Below are 19431 nucleotides of genomic sequence, written 5' to 3'. Positions count from 1 at the left end.
TTATTGCACTGTTGTGTCGTCAGTGATTTCAGAGGTGGGAGCATCTTGGGCTACCATCTCAACCAGTTTTAACACCTCTTCTACACTGGTTACGCCCATTTTTGCGTAAGTCAGAGCAGATTGAGGCAAAGAGCGATAGCCTGCGCTTTTAGTCGCGGCATCACTAAAGCCTTGAATATCACTGGATTTTAAATAATTCATCATGTTTTCAGTCATTTCGAGTAACTCAAAAACCCCAATTCGCCCTCTGTATCCTGTTTGATTACATTTCTGACAGCCACGCCCTTGTTTAAAGGCAACGTCTGCGGCATTTTCATCAATACCGTTCAACCACACCTTTTCATCATCCGTTGGCGTATAAGAGGTGGTGCAATTATCACAAATTCGGCGTACCAAGCGCTGAGCAATAATGCCTCGAAGAGAACTTGCCACCAAGTAACCTGGCGCGCCCATATCGAGTAAGCGCACTACGCTAGATATAGCGTCGTTGGTATGCAGTGTCGATAGTACTAAGTGACCGGTTAATGCACCACGAAGCCCAATTTCTACCGTTTCTTGATCACGCATTTCCCCCACCATAATAATGTCGGGGTCTTGTCGTAGTGTGGTTCTAAGTACATTTGAAAAAGTCAGGTTTATTTTAGGATTCACTTGAACCTGATTAATGCGGGGTAAGCGGTATTCCACCGGATCTTCTACGGTAATAATTTTCGACTTTGCCGTATTTAATTCGCTTAATGCACCATACAAAGTGGTCGTTTTACCCGAACCTGTAGGCCCGGTAACCAAAATCATCCCATGAGGGCGTCGTAACAAATTTCTAAAGCGGGTTAACTGTGCTGAAGGCATGCCGGTTTGTTCAAGGGTCAGTATTCCTGCGGACTGATCAAGCAAACGCATGACCACAGACTCGCCACCTTGCACTGGCATGGTAGACAAACGCACGTCTATTTTGTGCCCTTTAACTTTAATTTGAGTACGGCCATCTTGCGGTAGCCGCTTTTCGGAAATATCTAACCCCGCCATTAGCTTTAAACGCAACACTAACGCGGCCGCTATACTTTTCTCGGGTATCACAGTTTCTTGTAAAACCCCATCTACCCGTTGTCGTATTCTCAACTGATTTTCATCAGGTTCTATATGAATATCAGACGCTTTTGCTATCACCGCATCTTCAAAAATAGATTGCAGCAACCGGGCGACTGTTGTGTCTTGATCGCCCGCACCACCAAGTTCTATATTAAAGTTATCTTCAGTATCGTATTCTTCTGCTAGTTCTTGGGCAAAACTCGCAATTTCTTGGGTTTTTCGATAAAAAGTATCGTAAGCGGTGAACAGCTGTTGCTCGCTAACTACGGCAAGTTCAATTTGTCTGTTTAACGTTTCTGAAAGATGATCTACCGCGGTTAAATCGGCGGGATCTGACATGGCAACTAGCAGGCTGTCCCCCTTATCATCAATAACGAGTGCGCGATATCGCCTAGCTTGAATTTCAGGTAAAAGCAGCACAGCTTGTTGATTTACGCGGTATTGATCGATATCGATAAGCGGAACATTTAAATGCCGAGATAACAATTCAAGCATTTGGTGTTCAGTCACCAACCCCATCGAAATTAGCGTAGCACCTAACTTACGGCCTGTACTTTTTTGCTCAGACAATGCCGTCATTAGCTCATCAGCACTAATCAAATTATGCTGAACAAGAAGGTCGCCAAGGCGAACTCTAGGTTTATTCATTTTACTACTTCCCGAAGCCTAGCCATGCGCTCTTGCGCATAATGATGTACATTTGGTGATAGGGTCTGCTGCGTATCAATCTTTACTACTTGGGAGAACGCGTGAAACGCCAGTGCAGATTGATGCAAATTGTCAGCACTTATCGCAGCACCTAACCACCATTTGGGCTCGAGAGGTCGCCGCTTAGTTAGCACTAAATAATCATTAAGTGACTTGTCGAACTCGCCATATTGCTGCAGTAAATTCGCTCTAAAACTAAGTAACTCTACAGACAGTGGGTTGCGGGGTGAAGAAACAGCCCCGTTCGCGTTTTCTATTGCTAACGTTGTTAGCCCTTGTTTCACATACAACCGCGACAACATAAGGCGAACACTGTGATCATCCGGTGAATTCACAAGCATACCTTGTAATAAGGCCTGGGCTTGTTCTACCTGGCCGCTGGCAAACAGCAAGGACGCTAGCTTCTTCTTAACACTAATATCGGTTGGATGGCTTTGCGCTTTCTGCTGCATTAACCTGATGGCTGTGTTGTAGTCGTTATTATCAAGAGCCAAGCGCACCTGCTCGTCTATCGCAGGGGCGTTTTTATTGTTATCAATCTGCTTTGAGAAACGTGCCACTGGTGCAGACTCGGCTGTTTTTACGCTGTCTACCGACTTTGATACAGTCTTCGCTACAAAGATGCCAGTAGGGCTGTTGTCTGGGTTGGAAGTAGGGTTAATGCTTGCATCAGAAGCAGCACGCGAGCTTGGGCTTTTTATGTATTCACCTTCGGTGGCTTTCGCCTTTTCTGAAGAGGTATCCTGTGCTACTTGGGCAGACGTCTGCATCGGTTTTGATAAATTCTGCGGCGTATTCGTGTCGTCGTTTTGCGAGATGCTAGCTTCAACACTTCCTTGTCCCGCACTTCCTTTTTCAGCAGTTTCTTTTTCAGCACTTTCTTTTTCGGCAGATTCAGTACTTGGTTGAGCACTTGCTGTCAGGGAAGCCGGCAATATAGCGGGGCTTGGTTCGGTTAATGAAACTTCGTTTGTATCTGTTATCGGCATTGATTCAGAGGGCAACACCGCAGATGAAACCGATGGCGCGGGGTTAAGCAGCACCCACACAGCTAACGCGATGGTGACGATAACTAACAAAAGCACAACGATAGTAAGCGCACTTACTGACTTTTTTTGTGGGGGCTCGTATCGAGCTTGCGGTTGTTCAACGCCTTCGCGAGCTTCTAGATCTTTCAGCATTTTATTCACAACACTCATGCCATGCCTCCAAACTCGAGTACACTGGCAAGGGTAACCGAAACCACCACACCGGCCGCTACCAAAGAAGGCCACAGGGCAAAAGAAGCGTACCAAGGCAATGTAGTGGCTTCGGTGTCAGCAATAGCCAACTTAATATGCGATACATCCACGTTGTACTTGCCTTCGCCATACGCCAGCATCATGGCCTTATGACACAGTACGTTGACCAGCCTTGGCGTCCCCTTCGTAGCCATAAACATTAATCGGCAACACGCTAAGTCGAATACCTCTTCTCCTGTGTGCCCTGCTACCACTAAACGATGTTTTACATAATGGTAAATTTGGTCGGTATCCATGTGCGATAACGAATAACTGAATGTAATGCGCTGCTTTAACTGCCGCAGCTCCGGCATTGAAAGCTTTTGATTGAGCTCTGGTTGCCCAAATAACACCACCTGCAATAATTTACGGCTTTCTGTCTCTAAGTTAGTCATTAACCGAAGTGCTTCAATACTTTCTACCGGTAACGCTTGCGCTTCATCAATCACCAAAACAGCACTGCGATGCTGGGCATTAATATCGATAAGTCGCTCTTGAATACATTGGGTGAAACGCTGCTGATCGCAGGTTTGCCCTATATCTACTCCTAACTCACTTGCCACTGCACGGCGCAACTCGTCTGGGCTTAAAAGAGGGTTAGGAATATAGGCTGATTGAAAATGCGCGGGCAATTCATTAAGAAATTTCCGGCAAATAAGGGTTTTTCCTGTACCGACTTCACCAGTCACTTTGATAAAGCCCTCACCAGATTTAAGCGCAGTGAGTAACACCTCACTGGCTTCAATATGACTGGGTAGGCCATAAAAAAAACTGGTGTTTGGCGTTAAAGTAAAAGGTAGCTCTCTAATGCCAAAATGATACAAATACATACTTAATCCACATACAACCAATCAACCATATTTTGGCGACTGGTTTCAAGTTGCTGTTCGAACGTGTCGTGTCCTACAACAGTGGGTTTGAGTAAAATAATAAGTTCTTTTTTTGTTTCGCTAACTTGGCGATTTTTGAACAATTCACCAAACAAGGGAATGTCACCCAGTAATGGCGTTTTTGATACCACATCGGTTTGACTGGTTTGCATTAAGCCACCTATCACCACAATTTCGCCAGAGCCAGCACGAATTATAGTGTCTGACTCTCGAATGGTGCTTTGTGCCAATGGCAATACAATTTGCTCATCATCCATAGTCACAACTTTTTGCTGCTCAGCAGTTTCAATCACCGATGGGTGAACATGCAAAAGTACCGTGCCTTTGTCATCAATTTGCGGTGTTACATCTAGCGCAATGCCCGAGAAAAAGGGGGTAAGTTCAATATCCGGTGATATAGACGTTGTAGTGCTGGTTACCGTGCTGTCGCTTGACACATCAGTGACAAAATATTCATCGTCACCTACTTTTATAACCGCTTTTTGATTATTAATAGCGGTCACCCGGGGGCTCGAAAGTACTTGTACATTCCCTTGAGTAGACAGTAATGACAGCACGCCTGAGAAGTCTTTGTTCAAAAAAGCGAGGCTTGTCACGCCACCCAAAGTAGCGCTGATGTCATTGCCTAACGTGCCAGCAGTGGTTGAAAGCGAAAAGTCTGTATTGCCGGTGTTGGCCAATATTTCATTCCAATTAATACCCTGCTGATAACCGTCATTCAGTTCAACTTCTAAAATACGGGCTTCCAAAATAACTTGCTTAGTTAAGTTCGCTTCTGAGGTCTTCAAAAAGCGGCGTATATCAGACAATTCATCAGGCATAGCCCGCACAGTAACTAAGCTTGCTTGCGGAGTAACAAATACAGCACGGCCGTTTTCCTTACCTACCATAGCTTCAAGACTAACCTTCAAGTCGGCCCAAAAGTCGGTTTCAGTGCGAGTGTTTATCGTTGTGCCGTTAGTATTGCTGTTGTTTTGACTTCCGTAGCTTTCGGAACTGCTGAAGTTGCCACTGTACGAGCCCGAAGAAGAACCATTGTTGTTATTTTGATTATTATTTTGCGTTACACCGCCGGAGGTAATACTGGTTTGAGTTGCCCCGTTTCGCTGCATGTAGAGGTAATTCACGGCAAAGGTTTCAGTACGCATACCTGCAGCGCGCACTTTAAACACCGTTCCTGAGCGCGCAATGTCATAGCCATATAAGTCACTGAGTAGTGACATAACTTCATCTATTGTAACTTGCTTGAGTTGCAGCGATACCGACCCAGTTACTTGCGGATGAATAGCAACACTGTAAGGCGTACCTTCAACCAAGCCTGCGAAAAAGGCGCTGATAGGCACACTTTGCGCGTTAACGTCGAAACGTTGTGGGCCGAACAAGCTGTTAGTTGAAGACACACTTTCGGGTGCTGCCAATGCAGCTGATACCGCAGAGGGAATGGGCACTGGGGTATTTAGTTGTGAAGATTTACGCGCTTTTTCTGCATCAATTTGTTCTTGTAAGTCTTGTTCAACTTTTGACACAAGCTGCTGCTGAGGCTCTGATGTACTCTGACAACCGGCCATCGCTAAAGATATGCTTAATACTCCAAACAGACGGGGTAACTTGCCCATTTTACAGATCCTCTGATACATTTTTTTTAATTGTTGTTATTGGCGCTAGAGACAATACAGTTCGTACAGGCTTGGCATAACGGTTTTTCAAAATTACTACGGTATTCTTAGTGATGCTTTCTACTTTGCCGTCGGCGATATCATCCCCTTCCCTGACCACTTTATTATTAATAATGGCATGCTTACTTTGCGCAGAATACATGATGGCGCTTAAGGAAAACTCCCCTTGCTGCGTAGCACCAATGCCTGTCATTTTGGTATTCCCAGGACGAGTTGGGTCTTGCTGTGCAAACAACAAAAATGAGCTAAAAGTGAGCACTATTGTTAGTATTAGTTTAAACACGGATAAATGTCCTTTGCGTGCTAACGGTATAAAACTCTATTGTCACTTTTCCGTTAGGGTAATCGCTGACTTGGTAATCCATCGCTTCCCAATAAAGCTTTATATTTTCTTTTTGAGCACGTTGAAGAAAGTCTCTGATATCAAAATAGCTACCGCTGAACGTTAGGGTTAGGCCGTGTCGATAAAGCGTAAGCGCCGATAAGTCTTCACGCCCTGCAAATATATTAACAGGCGCAATAGTTGCCATAGATTCCAAGCGCACTTGTTGTGCATCATCAAACATACGACTAACCAACGCTGGCATTTCATCAGGGGTGACTAGGGTCTTAAGTTCATCTCTAAATCGCCGTTCCAATATCGCATCTTTTTCTTCTAATTCTGCAATGCTTGATATCAAGGCCTTGTCGGGATCCTCTTCTAGCGCTTCGAGATAAATTTGCAATTGCTGGCTTAACGAAGAGGTTTGCGTGGCTTCAGACGCAAGCCTTCTTTCCATCGATTGCGACTTTTTCCAAAGTGGTTCGATGAAAAACGTGAAACCAACAAGTACTATCACCACTAAGCCCGCGACGAAGAGCATGATGAGTTCTCGAGGGCTCATGGCGGCCAGTTTACTGTTCAAGCTATCTTTGCTCATTCTGGTGCCACCTCAACGTCTTCATCAGCTGGCTCACTGAGTAACTCAAACGACAACACGCCATTTGGATTGCCATCCTTGTTGATATCACGGCTTAATTTAATGACTTCAAATTCTTTTTCTTCAAAGTAGGTAGCGTTTCCTAGTCGTTTTAACCACGCTGGCAGCGCACCTGGGTCGTTTACTTTGCCATATAATGACAATCGCTCACTGCGCACTACAAATCGCGTTAACCATAGAGAACCGTCTGCAACATCGGCAAAACCATTTAAGGCTTGGTAAAATGGCGCCTGCTCTCGAGTTTCTTGCCCACTCAATTCTTCTATAAGTAATGTTTTTTGGCTGACCGAAAGGTTTAACGTTTCGTGTTCTTCAGATAAAACTTGTGATGGCTTTCGTTCAGCTAATTGAGATTTCGCCATGGCTAACTCTTCATCAAGCTGGATAGTTCGCTCTTGCGCTTGGTTTAACACTGCACTTTGTTTTTGAACCGTCACGCTCAACCTCATGGTAACTAGCACGACTATCAGCAATGTAAGTAACCACACTACGAGCATTGTGCCTACGTTCAACCAGCGAAACTCCGGTTTAAACTCTGGCCAATAGAGGTTAATCCGCTGTCTCATTTTAGCTCTCCTGTAGTACTCATAGTAGGAGGTGCTATAGGTTGTGGAACCAATGCACAAAACGCAGCACTTAAGCTCACCAAGTTCAGCCGATAAACATCAATGTCTTCGCTAACTTGAATAGGCGAAATTAACTGGTCGATTTGTGCCGGAATTAACTGGCTGAGCTGCATCTTAACCGTAGTAGAATGCGGGGAGTCTAACCGAAATAAAACCGAACGGATGGGCGGTTGGCGCAACTGACTTTCAAAGTGGTCCATAGAACGTTGAATTTGCACACCCAAATTATCAAGCAGTCCCATTTCCAATTCTTCTTGGGAAAACGAGCCAATATTTTCAAAACCTTTTAACCGCCGAGAAGAATAAAGGTTTCCATCTTTAACCACATTTAAAACCACTTCTTCACCGGCTTCTTGTGTTAACAGTACGGTGGCGCTTTCCATTGACGGCATGAGCTCGCATAGCGCTAATTCAGCAGTCGTGATTTCTTTTAAAGTGACATCGGCAAATTGGATATGGCTGACAACATCAGCAATGACAGAGCGAGGTAACGCGAATACGTTTACCTTGTTAGTGCCTGCAAGAGGCACGGGCAAATCGACATAATCAAATACATAGGCTTTGTCGCTACCCAATATTTCGGCAACAGACCATTGCAGTGCGCCGTGAACTTCGTTGTCCTCAACATTTGGCCGGTCTAGCTGTAACGCATTGTACCAACTGTGAGACATACACACGCACGTTGAGATACCAAGAAGGTTTTTTTCCTTTAGCCAAGTATGAAGCTTTTCACCCCATTTTTCTGGCGTTACCGTTTCTTCGTCAACTAAAACTATTGAATCTTGCTCACGTTTTACGATGCAGAAGGATACAGACTCAGCGTCTACAGAAACGCCGAGCACATGGTGCTTGGAAACACGTCTAAATTTCTGCTTTAGGTATTGGCGCCATCCAATGTGCATTGTAAAATCTTTGGCCATGAATAATTGTGTTATTACAACAAAGTAATAACAATAGCACCAGTAGACGAAAGTTGTTTATTTTTAAGAATATTTCAATTTTTTATTAAACGCGTCACACCCCAATAACCGTTATTTTTCTCCGTTATTTCCCAGCCTCTTTTAGCCAGAAGAATGCGAATATAACGATTACTCATGCCGTGTCCAAACACAACAATTTGAGCGTGCTGTTCGGCTTTCTTTTCGAGTTCCTTTGCCGCTTTACCCACGCGATTTTTAGCCTCAACGAAAGACTCAAACCGCCCCGCTTTCCCGCAAATCCACATTAGCCTGTTTAATAAAACCCAATGCCACGCTTTTAATCTTAGCGGTAGCCTGTAGTAGGGTATATCCATTTCTTTTAATTCGGGAATAACGTCAACTGCGGGCTCGCCCATATAATAGTTCGCCGAGAGCTGCGCTCTTTTAAGCGGGCTAGCAATGATGTGATGCGCGGCAAATTCGCGCTTTTCATTTGGGTAATGGGCGCTGTCTAAAGGTGACTGATTGTACTGGCGAACCCAATTGGTAAATTCACCCGCACTTAATTTATTGTTGTGAGCAGACAACGGCTTTCCGTGCCGAATTAGAATTATTTCCTTCATCCTATCTTCCTCTATATGAATAGCTTTAAAACCAGTAGACCAACTATATCGCTGTAGTTAAGTATTTTGGACATAAAAAAGCCCGCACTTTGTGAAATAAAGATACGGGCTTTTTAAGATTCTATATTGAATATCTACGCAGATTGCTGCATATCGACACTTTTAGACACTTGAGTCGTTATATAGCTTTCTAAGTTGGTTTGCTCGCTCTGGCTTAAACGTAAACCATGCTTAGTTCGGCGCCAAATGACGTCTTCAAGAGACATTGCCCATTCGTGATCAATAAGGTAGTCCACTTCTGCTTGGTACATGTCGGCACCAAAGTTCTCACCCATGCTGCCTAAATCTGCTTTTCCTTCAAGAAACTTAACGCACAACATGCCGTATTGACGCGCATAGCGAACCCCTACCGATTCAGGTAACCATGGGTAGTCTTGTTGTAGCTGTTTAATTAAATCTGCTTTATTGGTGAAAGCGCCACCCGGAAGCGCTACATTTTTGGTCCAGGCTTTACCTGCCTTTGGAAACAGGCTAGTTAACTTATCTACTGCATGCTCAGACAATTTTCTGTAGGTAGTAATTTTTCCACCGAAAATATTAAGCAATATTGGCGAAGACTCAGTGCCGCTTAGCTCTACTTTATAATCGCGCGTTAACTCTTGCGCAGACGCATTTTTTTCTTCAAGCAATGGGCGCACGCCACTGTAGCTATGAACAATATCACTTTCGTCAATTTTGGTTTTAAAATACGTATTAACAACTTCAATAAGATATTCAGTTTCAGCTTCAGAAATAGCGGCTTGCGATGGCTCACCAACATAGTTCTCATCGGTAGTACCAACGAGTGAAAAGTCATCTTCGTAAGGAATAACAAAAACAATACGGCCGTCTTTATTTTGAAGAATATAAGCTTCTTCTGTGTCATACAATTTAGGCACAATAAAATGACTGCCCTTCACCATACGCATCGCATTTGGGTTTTTAGTGTCGGCAAGTCTATCTAGGAATGAAACAGCCCATGGCCCAGCAGCGTTAACCACAGCCTTGGCATTGATTGTAAACGTTTTCCCTAATGCGTCTTTTAAAGTCACTTTCCATAACTTGTCTTGCTTCTCGGCACTAATACATTCAGTGCGGGTATAGATGCTAGCACCTTTATCTTGCGCTGCTAACGCATTCAATACCACTAAACGAGCATCGTCTACCCAACCATCTGAGTACTCAAAACATGTTGTTATATCATTCACCAAGGGGCCTGTCGGTGACGTAGACATTTTCTTTGAGCGCGGCAATACATTACGTTTGGCTAGTGAATCGTACATAAACAAGCCAATTCGTATCATCCATGCGGGACGAAGATGCTTTTGATGAGGTAAACTAAAACGTAAAGGCCACATGATATGTGGGGCTTTTTCCAATAGCACTTCACGCTCAGCGAGCGCTTCTTTCACAAGGCGGAACTCATAATGCTCTAAATAGCGTAAACCACCATGTATTAACTTACTGCTAGAGGAAGACGTTGCACCTGCAAGATCGCCTTTTTCACATAGTGCTACCGAAAGTCCGCGACCGGCTGCATCTAATGCTACTCCGGCTCCATTGACACCGCCGCCAACCACTAAAACGTCAACGGTTTGTGTACTATTTGTATTCTGATTCATGTTCTCGCCCCTTTCGGCTTCACTAGCATGCTGGCTATTTGACAACCAAAAAGAAAACATGTCAACACAAAACGAACATTAACGAACATTCTTGCTCATTTTTAATCTACGCAATTAAAGCACTGGTTCAACATAGCCCCATGGTTTCAGATAAAAGTTTGATGTATAGCTTTTGCAGGTATTAGGTATGCCTACTGTTATGCATAGCCCCATCTTTTCAGATAAAAGTTTGATATATAGCTTTTGCAGGTATTAGGTATGCCTACTGTTATGCATAGCCGTAAGCTTACTTAACCATAGCAGTTAATACATGGGTAACAAGGATGGCGCGCCGTTACAACAATGCTGGGCAGCATGCTGTTTTGGAAGTAGATAGTAAACTGATAAGTGACTACTAAGGTTATAAGTTGGCCGTTTACGCCTTAATGAAACTGATGTTGTTTTCATCAATAATTTTTCGAATAGCAGGGGGCGGTGTTTGATCGCATACCAGGCAATCAACCTGAGAAATATGCCCCTGCTCTACCATAGCTCTTCGTTCAAACTTACTATAATCTGCTGCAAGAATAACGTGCTGGGTATGCTCTAATATCGCTTGTGATACCTTTACTTCCCTAAAATCAAAATCGAGCAGTGCACCATCAGCGCTAATTCCACTGATACCTATAATGCCGTAATCCATACGAAACTGGCTGATGAAGTCGCAGGTTGCTTCCCCAATAATACCGCCATCTCGGTAACGTACTTCGCCCGCAGCGATAATAACTGAGAAGTCTTCTTTAGCAGAAAGAATGGTCGCGACATGAATGTTATTCGTTACCACGTGCAAGTTTTTATGATTAAGTAACTTGCTTGCTATCATTTCAGTCGTCGTGCCTATGTTTATAAATAATGAAGCCCCGTCGGGGATCATGCTAGCCACTGCCTCAGCAATTCTTTCTTTTACTTCACTGTTTTGTGTTTTGCGTTCTTGATAAGGCGTATTTTCCCAACTTCGATTAAGTCCAGCGCCCCCATGGTATCGACTAACAATACCTGCCTCGGCGAGCTGGTTTAGATCGCGACGAATAGTTTGGGGGGTAACATCACAACGAGTAACCAAGTCGTCAATAGACATGAAGCCATTTTGTTTGATAAAGCTAACAATTTTTTCGTGTCTTTGCGTTTGGTTCATTGGGTCATTCCTTGTGGCGATTTAGCTATTATACGTGGTTCACCTTTGCCTGCCTACGGTAATTCGAACACTGAAATGTTCGTTTTCGAAAATATAGCATTGTTAAACTGGTGTAAATGGTGCAAACTCTTACCAAATTATGTTCAGGAGACGTGTCATGGGCCAATATATTCTTGCCATAGACCAAGGAACCACGAGTTCACGTAGCATTATCTTTGCAGCGGACGGCGCTATCGTAGCTGTTGCACAACAAGAGTTTTCTCAAAAATACCCACAAGATGGTTGGGTGGAACACGATCCAGAAGAAATTTGGGAAAGCGTAACCACTACCATGAAGCAAGTATTCGATAAGTGCTCTGTATCACCTGAAGATATAGCCTCTATAGGTATTACCAATCAACGCGAAACAACCTTAGTTTGGAATAAAAACACCGGCAAGCCTGTGTACCCGGCTATTGTTTGGCAAGACAGACGTACCTCGCAGCAATGTCGCGAACTCGACGACGATGAAAGTTTAGTGGCGCATATTACTGAATCTACGGGGCTACTGCTTGACCCTTATTTTTCGGCCACCAAACTAGCGTGGATCTTAGACAATGTAGAAGGTGCAAGAGCGCAAGCCGAAGCCGGTGAATTGCTTTTTGGTACAGTGGACACCTTCTTAATTTGGCGTTTGACCAACGGCGAATCACATAAGACCGATGCCACTAACGCTTCTCGTACCATGTTGTTCGACATTAATACTCAGTGTTGGGACGAACGATTACTCGATACCTTTAATATCCCTAAAGCCATGCTTCCTGAGGTCATGGACTGTGCTGATGAATTTGGTGTTGTAAGCAAAGATATTTTGGGCTGTGCTATCCCTATTCAAGGTGTAGCCGGCGATCAGCAGGCTGCGCTTGTTGGCCAAGCCTGCTTCCAGAAAGGCATGGCAAAAAGTACTTATGGTACGGGTTGTTTCATGATTTTGAATACAGGCGACAAGCCTCTTCAATCTAAGAACCGCTTGTTAACTACCGTAGGTTATAGGTTAAACGGAAAAACCACTTACGCCCTTGAAGGTAGTATTTTCATGGCCGGCGCTACGGTGCAGTGGTTACGTGATGGCTTGAAACTGATTGACGATGCTTCCGAAACCGAAGCGTTGGCGCAAAGAGCGCGACAAGATAATGGTGTTTTTCTTGTGCCAGCCTTTACCGGACTAGGCGCTCCTTATTGGGATCCCGATGCGCGAGGTGCGATTTTGGGCCTAACTCGAGACACCGGCATAAGCGAAATTGTTGCCGCGGGCTTGCAATCAGTATGTTATCAAACCAAAGACTTACAGAAAGCCATGGAAAGTGATGGCGCACGGCCAACCACTATCCGCGTAGATGGCGGCATGTCTCGAAACGATTGGGTAATGGGTTTCTTGTCTGACATATTAGGCGCAGAAGTTGAACGCCCCGAAATTACTGAAACCACCGCACTTGGCGCCGCATTCCTTGCTGGCCTTCAAGCTGGTGTATTTACCTCTGTTGATTCCCTTACCGAGTGCTGGAAAAGTGACAGTATTTTCACTCCTCGGCTTTCAAAAGAAGAGCGTGACAAGGCCTATGACGGTTGGAAAAACGCCGTTGCCCGTATCCGCTGTAGTTAATTTTACCTCTCCATATATAGCGCGGTAATAAACCGCGCTTTTAATATAAAAAAATATTTTTATAACATTGTCATTACAATGTAAATTTGTGTTACTATCAAAAATTAAGGAAAACGTTTACCTTTTTTCTTAATTTTTAAAAACCTTTAATTTCAACATCTTAATAATAATAATTCGAAATTTAGGTTATAAGATGTGTAAAAAGAATGTTAATAAGCTTGATCCGAACATACTTATTACGCTATTTGTACGCTAACTAAGTAGAAAATAGCCTACTCACGGAGAAAACACAGTGACACATAAAATTAATCACATCATTATTAGGCCCAATGGCCAAGCGCTCACTATTAGGCGTTGCTATTGCGACAGCCTTACACACCCCGTTGGTATTCGCTCAAGAAGAAGCGACACCATCTGAAGACCAAGTTGAAGTTATTGAAGTTAAAGGTTTTACCAGTTCACTTAAAGCATCAATGCTAGATAAGAAAGCATCTGATGTTGTTTACGACGGTATTACTGCTGAAGATATTGGTAAATTCCCAGATCAAAACGTTGCAGAGTCACTGCAGCGCATTACTGGTGTTGCTATTGATAGAAGTGGCGGTGAAGGACAATTCATTACAGTACGTGGTTTCGGCCCAGAATTTAACACCGTATTGGTAAATGGTCGTCAAATCGCTACTGAGAACCAAGGTCGAGCGTTCAGCTTCGACACGCTTCCTGCAGAATTAATTAGTGGTGCAAAGGTATACAAGAGCCCGCTAGCATCAATGCAAGAAGGTGGTATTGGCTCGACTGTTGAAGTTACCACTGCACGCCCTTTCGCATTTGATGGCTTTAAAGCTGTAGCAAGTGTTAAAGGCATGTATGAAGACATTTCTGAAGAAACAACACCACAACTATCTGGCCTTGTTACCAATACCTTTATGGATGGCAAGCTAGGCGTTTTAGCTGCTGCTTCCTTCCAACAACGTAAACTTCAAACAAATATGTTGGAAACACGCTACTGGCGTCCAGGTGTTAGCATCACAGATCGTTCAGAACTGGATAACCCAGACTATGCCGATAGCTCGCAATACAATGGCGTTTACGTTCCACAGAACTTTGACCAAATTGTTGACTTGGTAGATCGTGAAAGAACATCTGGAAACTTGGTTGTTCAATACGCTCCTAACGATGATATGACTCTTACCTTAGACGGTCTTTACTCAAAGTTCGAAGTTGATTCAGACGCCCACAGTGTTGGTCATTGGTTCACCGATAGCAACTTAGACAATATGACCTTTAATGACAATGGCTCACTAACTAGCTTAGACAGTACATTAGTTGAAGGTGTTGGTGGTGCAACTGACTTTATCCGTCGTTGATACGGTCGTGACGTTGAAATTCAAGCATTTGGTGCGAACTTCGAGTGGTTAGTAAATGACAATTTAACTGCCGTTATCGATTTATCAACATCAACGGCTGAAGACAACAGTGGTGGCGATAACTTCTTTACCGTTGTAGGTTACAACAATGCCTACAGCGTAGATTATTCAGGGACTACTACACCAACACTAACTGTTGATGGTGGTGATGCAGCCTTACAAACACCATCGTTAGGCCGCATGCATTACAACGAACGTAACGGCTTCGATACTGAAGACACTATTTCAGAATACCGTGCGGATTTCACATGGGTGCCAGATTCGGATAATGCCTTCTACAAAATGGATTTTGGTATTTACTATCAAGACCGTGAAAAAGACAACACACGTCGCTTCGCTTCAGCATGTAATGTTTACTGTGGATACAGTTTCGATATTCCTGATGAGCTACTTACTGTTTTCACTGCCGAAAACTACTTTGCTGGCGTACCTAACCAATGGTTGACGTACAACCCGGAAGCGTTCTTCGATTATGCAAACTCTGACGTCGCTGCACAGCAAATTGCTGATGCAACAGGTTTATCATTTGATGATGTTCGTGCAACCCTTGATGCAACAAATATTAGTAACCCGCAAGCAAGTGCCGACTCTTACGTTGTGGGCGAAGAACTATTAAGTGTTTACACGCAGTTCTACTTCCAAACTGAAATCTCAGATTTACCTTTAGATATTAACTTCGGTTTCCGTTACACAGAAACAGATACATCTGTAGATGGAACTGTTCAACAGGTTCAAGATTTAGAGTTTATTCCTAACGACCCATCAGACCTTAACGTTGTTTATGCGACCGATGTTGGAACGCCGATTAATGAGAAAAACAGCTACTCTTCGTTGCTGCCTAATGTAAACGTTAAACTTCAACTAACTGACGATTTGTATCTACGTTATGCTTATTCAGAAACACTTACTCGCCCAATGATGGACGACCTAGTACCTGTATTTAACGTAACGGTATCTCGTCCAGGTAACTTGCAAGCTCAAGCGGGAAATACCGAACTTCAACCATACCAAGCTTCTAGCTGGGATGTGTCTTTAGAGTGGTATTACGATGACACGAGTTACTTCTCAGCGGCTGCATTTAATAAGGAAGTTGAAGACTTCATTTCTTCATCTACTGAAGAAGAGTCTTTATTCTTAGATAGCGGTGAGTATGTATTTAGTGTGCTTCGTCCTCGTAATGGCGAGACACTGAATGTTGAAGGTCTTGAACTAGCTTGGCTACATACTTTAGAAAATGGTTTTGGTATTCAAGCTAACGCCACTATCGTAAATTCAGATGCTGAATTTAGTCTGCCAGGTTTGGGGAACTCTCAAAACATTACGCTTTTCTATGAAAAAGATGCGTTCCAAGCCCGTGTAGCACTGAACAACCGTGAAACTTTCATGCAAGAAGCGGTAAGTTCACTAGGTGGTACTGAGCCTCTGTTCACAGAGACATATACCCAAGTGGATATGAGCGTAAGCTATGATGTTAATGAAACCGTTACCGTGTTCTTCGAAGGTATCAATATTACTGAAGAAGAGCTAACGCGTCGTGGTCGCCTATCTGAACACTTTGTACAACAAGTGAATGATGGTGCTCGCTATGCAGTTGGCGTACGTGCTAACTTTTAATTATACCTAGAATGAAAGAGGGGGGCATTCGCCCCCTTTTTAGTTGTTTCTTCTGCTGAGGAGTTTTTTGTGTCAGGCAGCTTAATCCAAATCATTGTTTTCTTCGTTATTACTGCGCTTATAGGTCTACTCACCTACATTAAGTGCCGCGGACATGGACACAGTAAGGCAAGTGAAACTAAAGAATACTTTCTAGCTGGCGGTGGTCTTACATGGATCTTTGTCGCGGGCTCTATTACGTTAACTAATTTAAGTACCGACCAATTAGTAGGTATGAACGGTAACCAAATGGCGTTACTGGCATGGTGGGAATTTGCAGCCGTTATAGGCTTAATAATCTTAGCCCGTATTTTCCTTCCTGTTTATTATCACTATCAATGCACAACTACTACCGAGCTTTTAGAGAAGCGTTACAACAACAAGCATATTCGTGCGCTTATTGGGCTGCTTTTCTTCTTAGGTAGCAGCCTTATATTTATGCCAGCGGTTATTTATTCTGGCTCTTTGTTCATGATTAACATGTTTAACCTAGACCTTCCACTCATGTATGTAGCTACAGCTTTTGCCATCATTGGTGCGTTGTATGCAATTTTTGGCGGGTTACGCGCGGTTGCGGTATCAGATACGTACTCGGGTGTTTTGTTGCTGGTTATGGCAATAGTTGTAGTGATATTGGCAATGGTAGCTATCGATTTTGATTTCTCAGGCATTCCTACAGAACGCTTAACATTAATTGGTGATGCAGACTCTCCTCTTCCATGGCAAACCCTATTAACCGGTATGATCTTCATTCAGACGTTCTACTGGAGTACCAATCAAACCATTACACAACGCGCTATGGCTGCCCCTAATATCAAAGAGGCACAGAAAGGCGTGTACGCAGCAGCGATCATTCGCTTTATCATTGTTCCTAGTATAATTGTTGTCCCTGGCATCATCTCATTCAAACTTTACGGTGACATAAACGATGCAGCCTACGGAACACTAGTTGGCGACGTTTTACCTGATTGGTTGTCGGGCGTTTTTGCAGCTGCGCTAGCGGCGGCGGTACTCACAACATATAACAGTAACTTAAACTCAGCCACGGCGTTATATGTATGCGATATACACGAAGCTTACGTGAACAAAAAGCCTGAAGTGGCCAAGTTAGGTGGAATTGTTACCGCAATTCTTACTGTAGTTTCACTGGTAATGGTGCCAATCTACGCGCAAGCCGAAAGTATCATTAACTTGTTACAACAACTCTATGGTTTGCTTAGCATGCCTATACTTTCTATTTTTATAGTCGGCTTGTTGTTTAATAATGTTAACCCGTATGCAGGCATTACTGCTGTTATCTTCGGCGTGTTACTTTATTCATTCTTTAGCTTCGTGCACGCACCTTTTGGTTTGCATTATATTCACCTTATGTTGGTTACCTTAATTTGCTGTATTGGTGTAGCCTTAGGTGTAAATAAACTCGTATTTAGACAGTCGGCGCAATGGCGTGGCAGATTGGTAGATGCAGACTAGGTAGCGCAGCGTATGACGCCGGTAAATAGTGTTGTTATTGTAGGCGGAGGCACGGCGGGTTGGCTTACTGCTGGTCTGCTGGCGGCTACCCACTCTAAACAAGGCTCCACCGGCGCACGCTTGTCTGTAAAGGTTATTGAATCTGATTCGATTCATCCTATTGGTGTGGGCGAAGGCACTTGGCCTACTATGCGCAGCACCTTAGCTAAAATAGGAATTGAAGAAGCTGCACTCGTCCAACAAGCGAGTGCGACCTTTAAACAGGCGAGTAAGTTTGTTCACTGGCACACTGAAGGGCAACGCACTGGATACTACCACCCCTTTAGCGCGCCTCAAGGCTCGGCCAGTGTAGATATAACCCCGTATTGGTTACACAACGACTCATTAAACGAGTATGCCTCAGATGTATGTTTTCAACCTAGCCTGTGCGAACAAGGTCTAGCCCCCAAATTAAAGGCCGATTCAAAGCAAAGCTTCAGTGCCAATTACGGCTATCATCTTGATGCCGGTAAATTCATTAACGTAATACGTGAACACTGTAAGAAAGTGTTAGGCGTCGAGCACATTATTGATGATGTCACCGATGTTGCTACTGATGACGCAGGCATAAAGCATGTCGTGACAAAAAATAATGACCATATTCGCGGTGATATTTTTGTTGATTGCACAGGTTTTAGTGCACGTCTTATCGAAAAAGCACTAGATGTTCCCATGGAAGACGCATCCTCTGTATTGTTTTCAGATTCAGCTTTGGTGCATCAAATTGCATATTCTGATGAACATCAGCCTATTGCTTGTCACACCCTATCTACCGCGCAAGAAGCTGGTTGGATATGGGACATTGGTTTGCAAAATCGCCGGGGCACGGGTTACGTTTATTCGTCAGAATTTCAATCAGATGATGAGGCAACTCAAACGTTTATGGCTTATCTAAAATCGATAAACCCTAACGAAGAGTTACCTTCTACTTTTAGAAAAATTAACTATAAAACTGGCTATAGAAAACGTTTCTGGGAAAAAAATTGCGTAGCTATAGGTTTATCTAGTGGCTTCTTAGAGCCCCTTGAGGCCTCTTCACTGATGTTAATTGAGCAAAGTGCAATTCAACTTGCTGAGCAATTACCCGCCTACACACAGGTAATGCCCCACGTGGCAAGCCGCTTTAATCGGGCGTTAACTAATAAGTGGCAAAGCACTATAGAATTTTTAAAACTACACTATGTTCTTAGTAATCGTAACGAAGACTTCTGGTTAGCAAACAGATCACCACAGAGCATTCCACAACGGCTAGCATCCTTGCTTGAAGAGTGGCAATACCGCCCTATTCTTGATAGCGACTTTACTGATACAGATGAGGTATTTAGCGCACAAAGCTATCGCTATATACTTTATGGAATGTCACATAAGACCAACTTGAGCCAGTATGTGCGTTCAATGAGCAAATACGAGGGTGCCGATAAACAGTTACAACTTAATAAAGCCTTAATCGCTCAGTTGAAAGCGCGCCTTCCTTCTCATCGCGGCTTAATTGATACAATGCTTAATAAGCATTAAGCCTAAGGCCTGTTGATCTTTCGTGATTAGTTTTTGACCGGCATGGTAAAGAGTT

General features: G+C 43.6%; 16 protein-coding genes. 5 read left to right on the top strand and 11 right to left on the bottom strand.

What is annotated here, in order from left to right; genetic code table 11:
* From AAC006_RS17410 to AAC006_RS17360, 11 genes are all read right to left on the bottom strand, one after another.
* On the bottom strand, window positions 1–1737 hold the full coding sequence (locus AAC006_RS17410) for a GspE/PulE family protein (protein ID WP_126872561.1): 1737 nt from the start codon (window positions 1735–1737) through the stop codon (window positions 1–3).
* Window positions 1734–2996 (bottom strand): tetratricopeptide repeat protein, encoded by a 1263-nt coding sequence (locus AAC006_RS17405; protein WP_126872562.1) that lies wholly within the window; start codon window positions 2994–2996, stop codon window positions 1734–1736. The genes AAC006_RS17410 and AAC006_RS17405 overlap by 4 nt, the downstream gene beginning before the upstream one ends.
* On the bottom strand, window positions 2993–3907 hold the full coding sequence (locus AAC006_RS17400; RefSeq protein ID WP_126872563.1) for an AAA family ATPase: 915 nt from the start codon (window positions 3905–3907) through the stop codon (window positions 2993–2995). Before AAC006_RS17400 ends, AAC006_RS17405 begins: the two co-directional genes overlap by 4 nt.
* Before the next feature lie 2 nt (window positions 3908–3909).
* On the bottom strand, window positions 3910–5583 hold the full coding sequence (mshL, locus tag AAC006_RS17395; RefSeq protein WP_126872564.1) for a pilus (MSHA type) biogenesis protein MshL: 1674 nt from the start codon (window positions 5581–5583) through the stop codon (window positions 3910–3912).
* A gap of 1 nt (window position 5584) precedes the next feature.
* Window positions 5585–5926, bottom strand: a complete 342-nt coding sequence (locus AAC006_RS17390; protein ID WP_013785868.1) for a hypothetical protein — start codon at window positions 5924–5926, stop codon at window positions 5585–5587.
* Window positions 5919–6563, bottom strand: coding sequence for a type II secretion system protein GspM (gspM, locus tag AAC006_RS17385; RefSeq protein ID WP_126872565.1), 645 nt, complete (start codon window positions 6561–6563; stop codon window positions 5919–5921). The genes AAC006_RS17390 and gspM overlap by 8 nt, the downstream gene beginning before the upstream one ends.
* The gene (locus tag AAC006_RS17380; RefSeq protein ID WP_126872566.1) at window positions 6560–7189 is read right to left on the bottom strand and encodes a hypothetical protein; all 630 of its coding nucleotides are present in this window, start codon (window positions 7187–7189) and stop codon (window positions 6560–6562) included. Before AAC006_RS17380 ends, gspM begins: the two co-directional genes overlap by 4 nt.
* Window positions 7186–8151 (bottom strand): MSHA biogenesis protein MshI, encoded by a 966-nt coding sequence (locus AAC006_RS17375; RefSeq protein WP_126872567.1) that lies wholly within the window; start codon window positions 8149–8151, stop codon window positions 7186–7188. The genes AAC006_RS17380 and AAC006_RS17375 overlap by 4 nt, the downstream gene beginning before the upstream one ends.
* Window positions 8152–8243: 92 nt before the next feature.
* Window positions 8244–8792, bottom strand: a complete 549-nt coding sequence (locus AAC006_RS17370; RefSeq protein ID WP_013785872.1) for a histidine phosphatase family protein — start codon at window positions 8790–8792, stop codon at window positions 8244–8246.
* A 134-nt stretch (window positions 8793–8926) separates the two neighbouring features.
* Window positions 8927–10453, bottom strand: coding sequence for a glycerol-3-phosphate dehydrogenase (gene glpD, locus AAC006_RS17365; protein ID WP_126872569.1), 1527 nt, complete (start codon window positions 10451–10453; stop codon window positions 8927–8929).
* Window positions 10454–10868: 415 nt separating this feature from the next.
* A complete protein-coding gene (locus AAC006_RS17360; protein ID WP_013785874.1) occupies window positions 10869–11627 on the bottom strand; it encodes a DeoR/GlpR family transcriptional regulator in 759 nt (252 codons plus the stop codon).
* A 157-nt stretch (window positions 11628–11784) separates the two neighbouring features.
* Between AAC006_RS17360 and glpK the strand changes: the two genes are divergently transcribed.
* From glpK to AAC006_RS17335, 5 genes are all read left to right on the top strand, one after another.
* A complete protein-coding gene (glpK, locus tag AAC006_RS17355; protein ID WP_126872570.1) occupies window positions 11785–13269 on the top strand; it encodes a glycerol kinase GlpK in 1485 nt (494 codons plus the stop codon).
* Between the two features lie 329 nt (window positions 13270–13598).
* Complete coding sequence (locus AAC006_RS17350; protein WP_260563490.1) at window positions 13599–14636, top strand: TonB-dependent receptor plug domain-containing protein; 1038 nt, start codon at window positions 13599–13601, stop codon at window positions 14634–14636.
* 18 nt (window positions 14637–14654) lie between these two features.
* Complete coding sequence (locus tag AAC006_RS17345) at window positions 14655–16310, top strand: TonB-dependent receptor (protein WP_232363235.1); 1656 nt, start codon at window positions 14655–14657, stop codon at window positions 16308–16310.
* A 69-nt stretch (window positions 16311–16379) separates the two neighbouring features.
* Window positions 16380–17822: an SLC5 family protein gene (locus tag AAC006_RS17340; protein ID WP_013785876.1), complete on the top strand. Its 1443-nt coding sequence runs from the start codon at window positions 16380–16382 to the stop codon at window positions 17820–17822.
* Between the two features lie 12 nt (window positions 17823–17834).
* Window positions 17835–19376, top strand: a complete 1542-nt coding sequence (locus tag AAC006_RS17335; protein WP_126872571.1) for a tryptophan halogenase family protein — start codon at window positions 17835–17837, stop codon at window positions 19374–19376.
* Window positions 19377–19431: the final 55 nt, after the last annotated feature.

This window comes from uncultured Alteromonas sp., assembly GCF_963976965.1.
In the GTDB taxonomy this organism is placed as follows: domain Bacteria; phylum Pseudomonadota; class Gammaproteobacteria; order Enterobacterales; family Alteromonadaceae; genus Alteromonas; species Alteromonas naphthalenivorans.
Note: the sequence above shows the minus strand (reverse complement) of the source record. Positions and strands in the feature narration are given on the sequence as shown.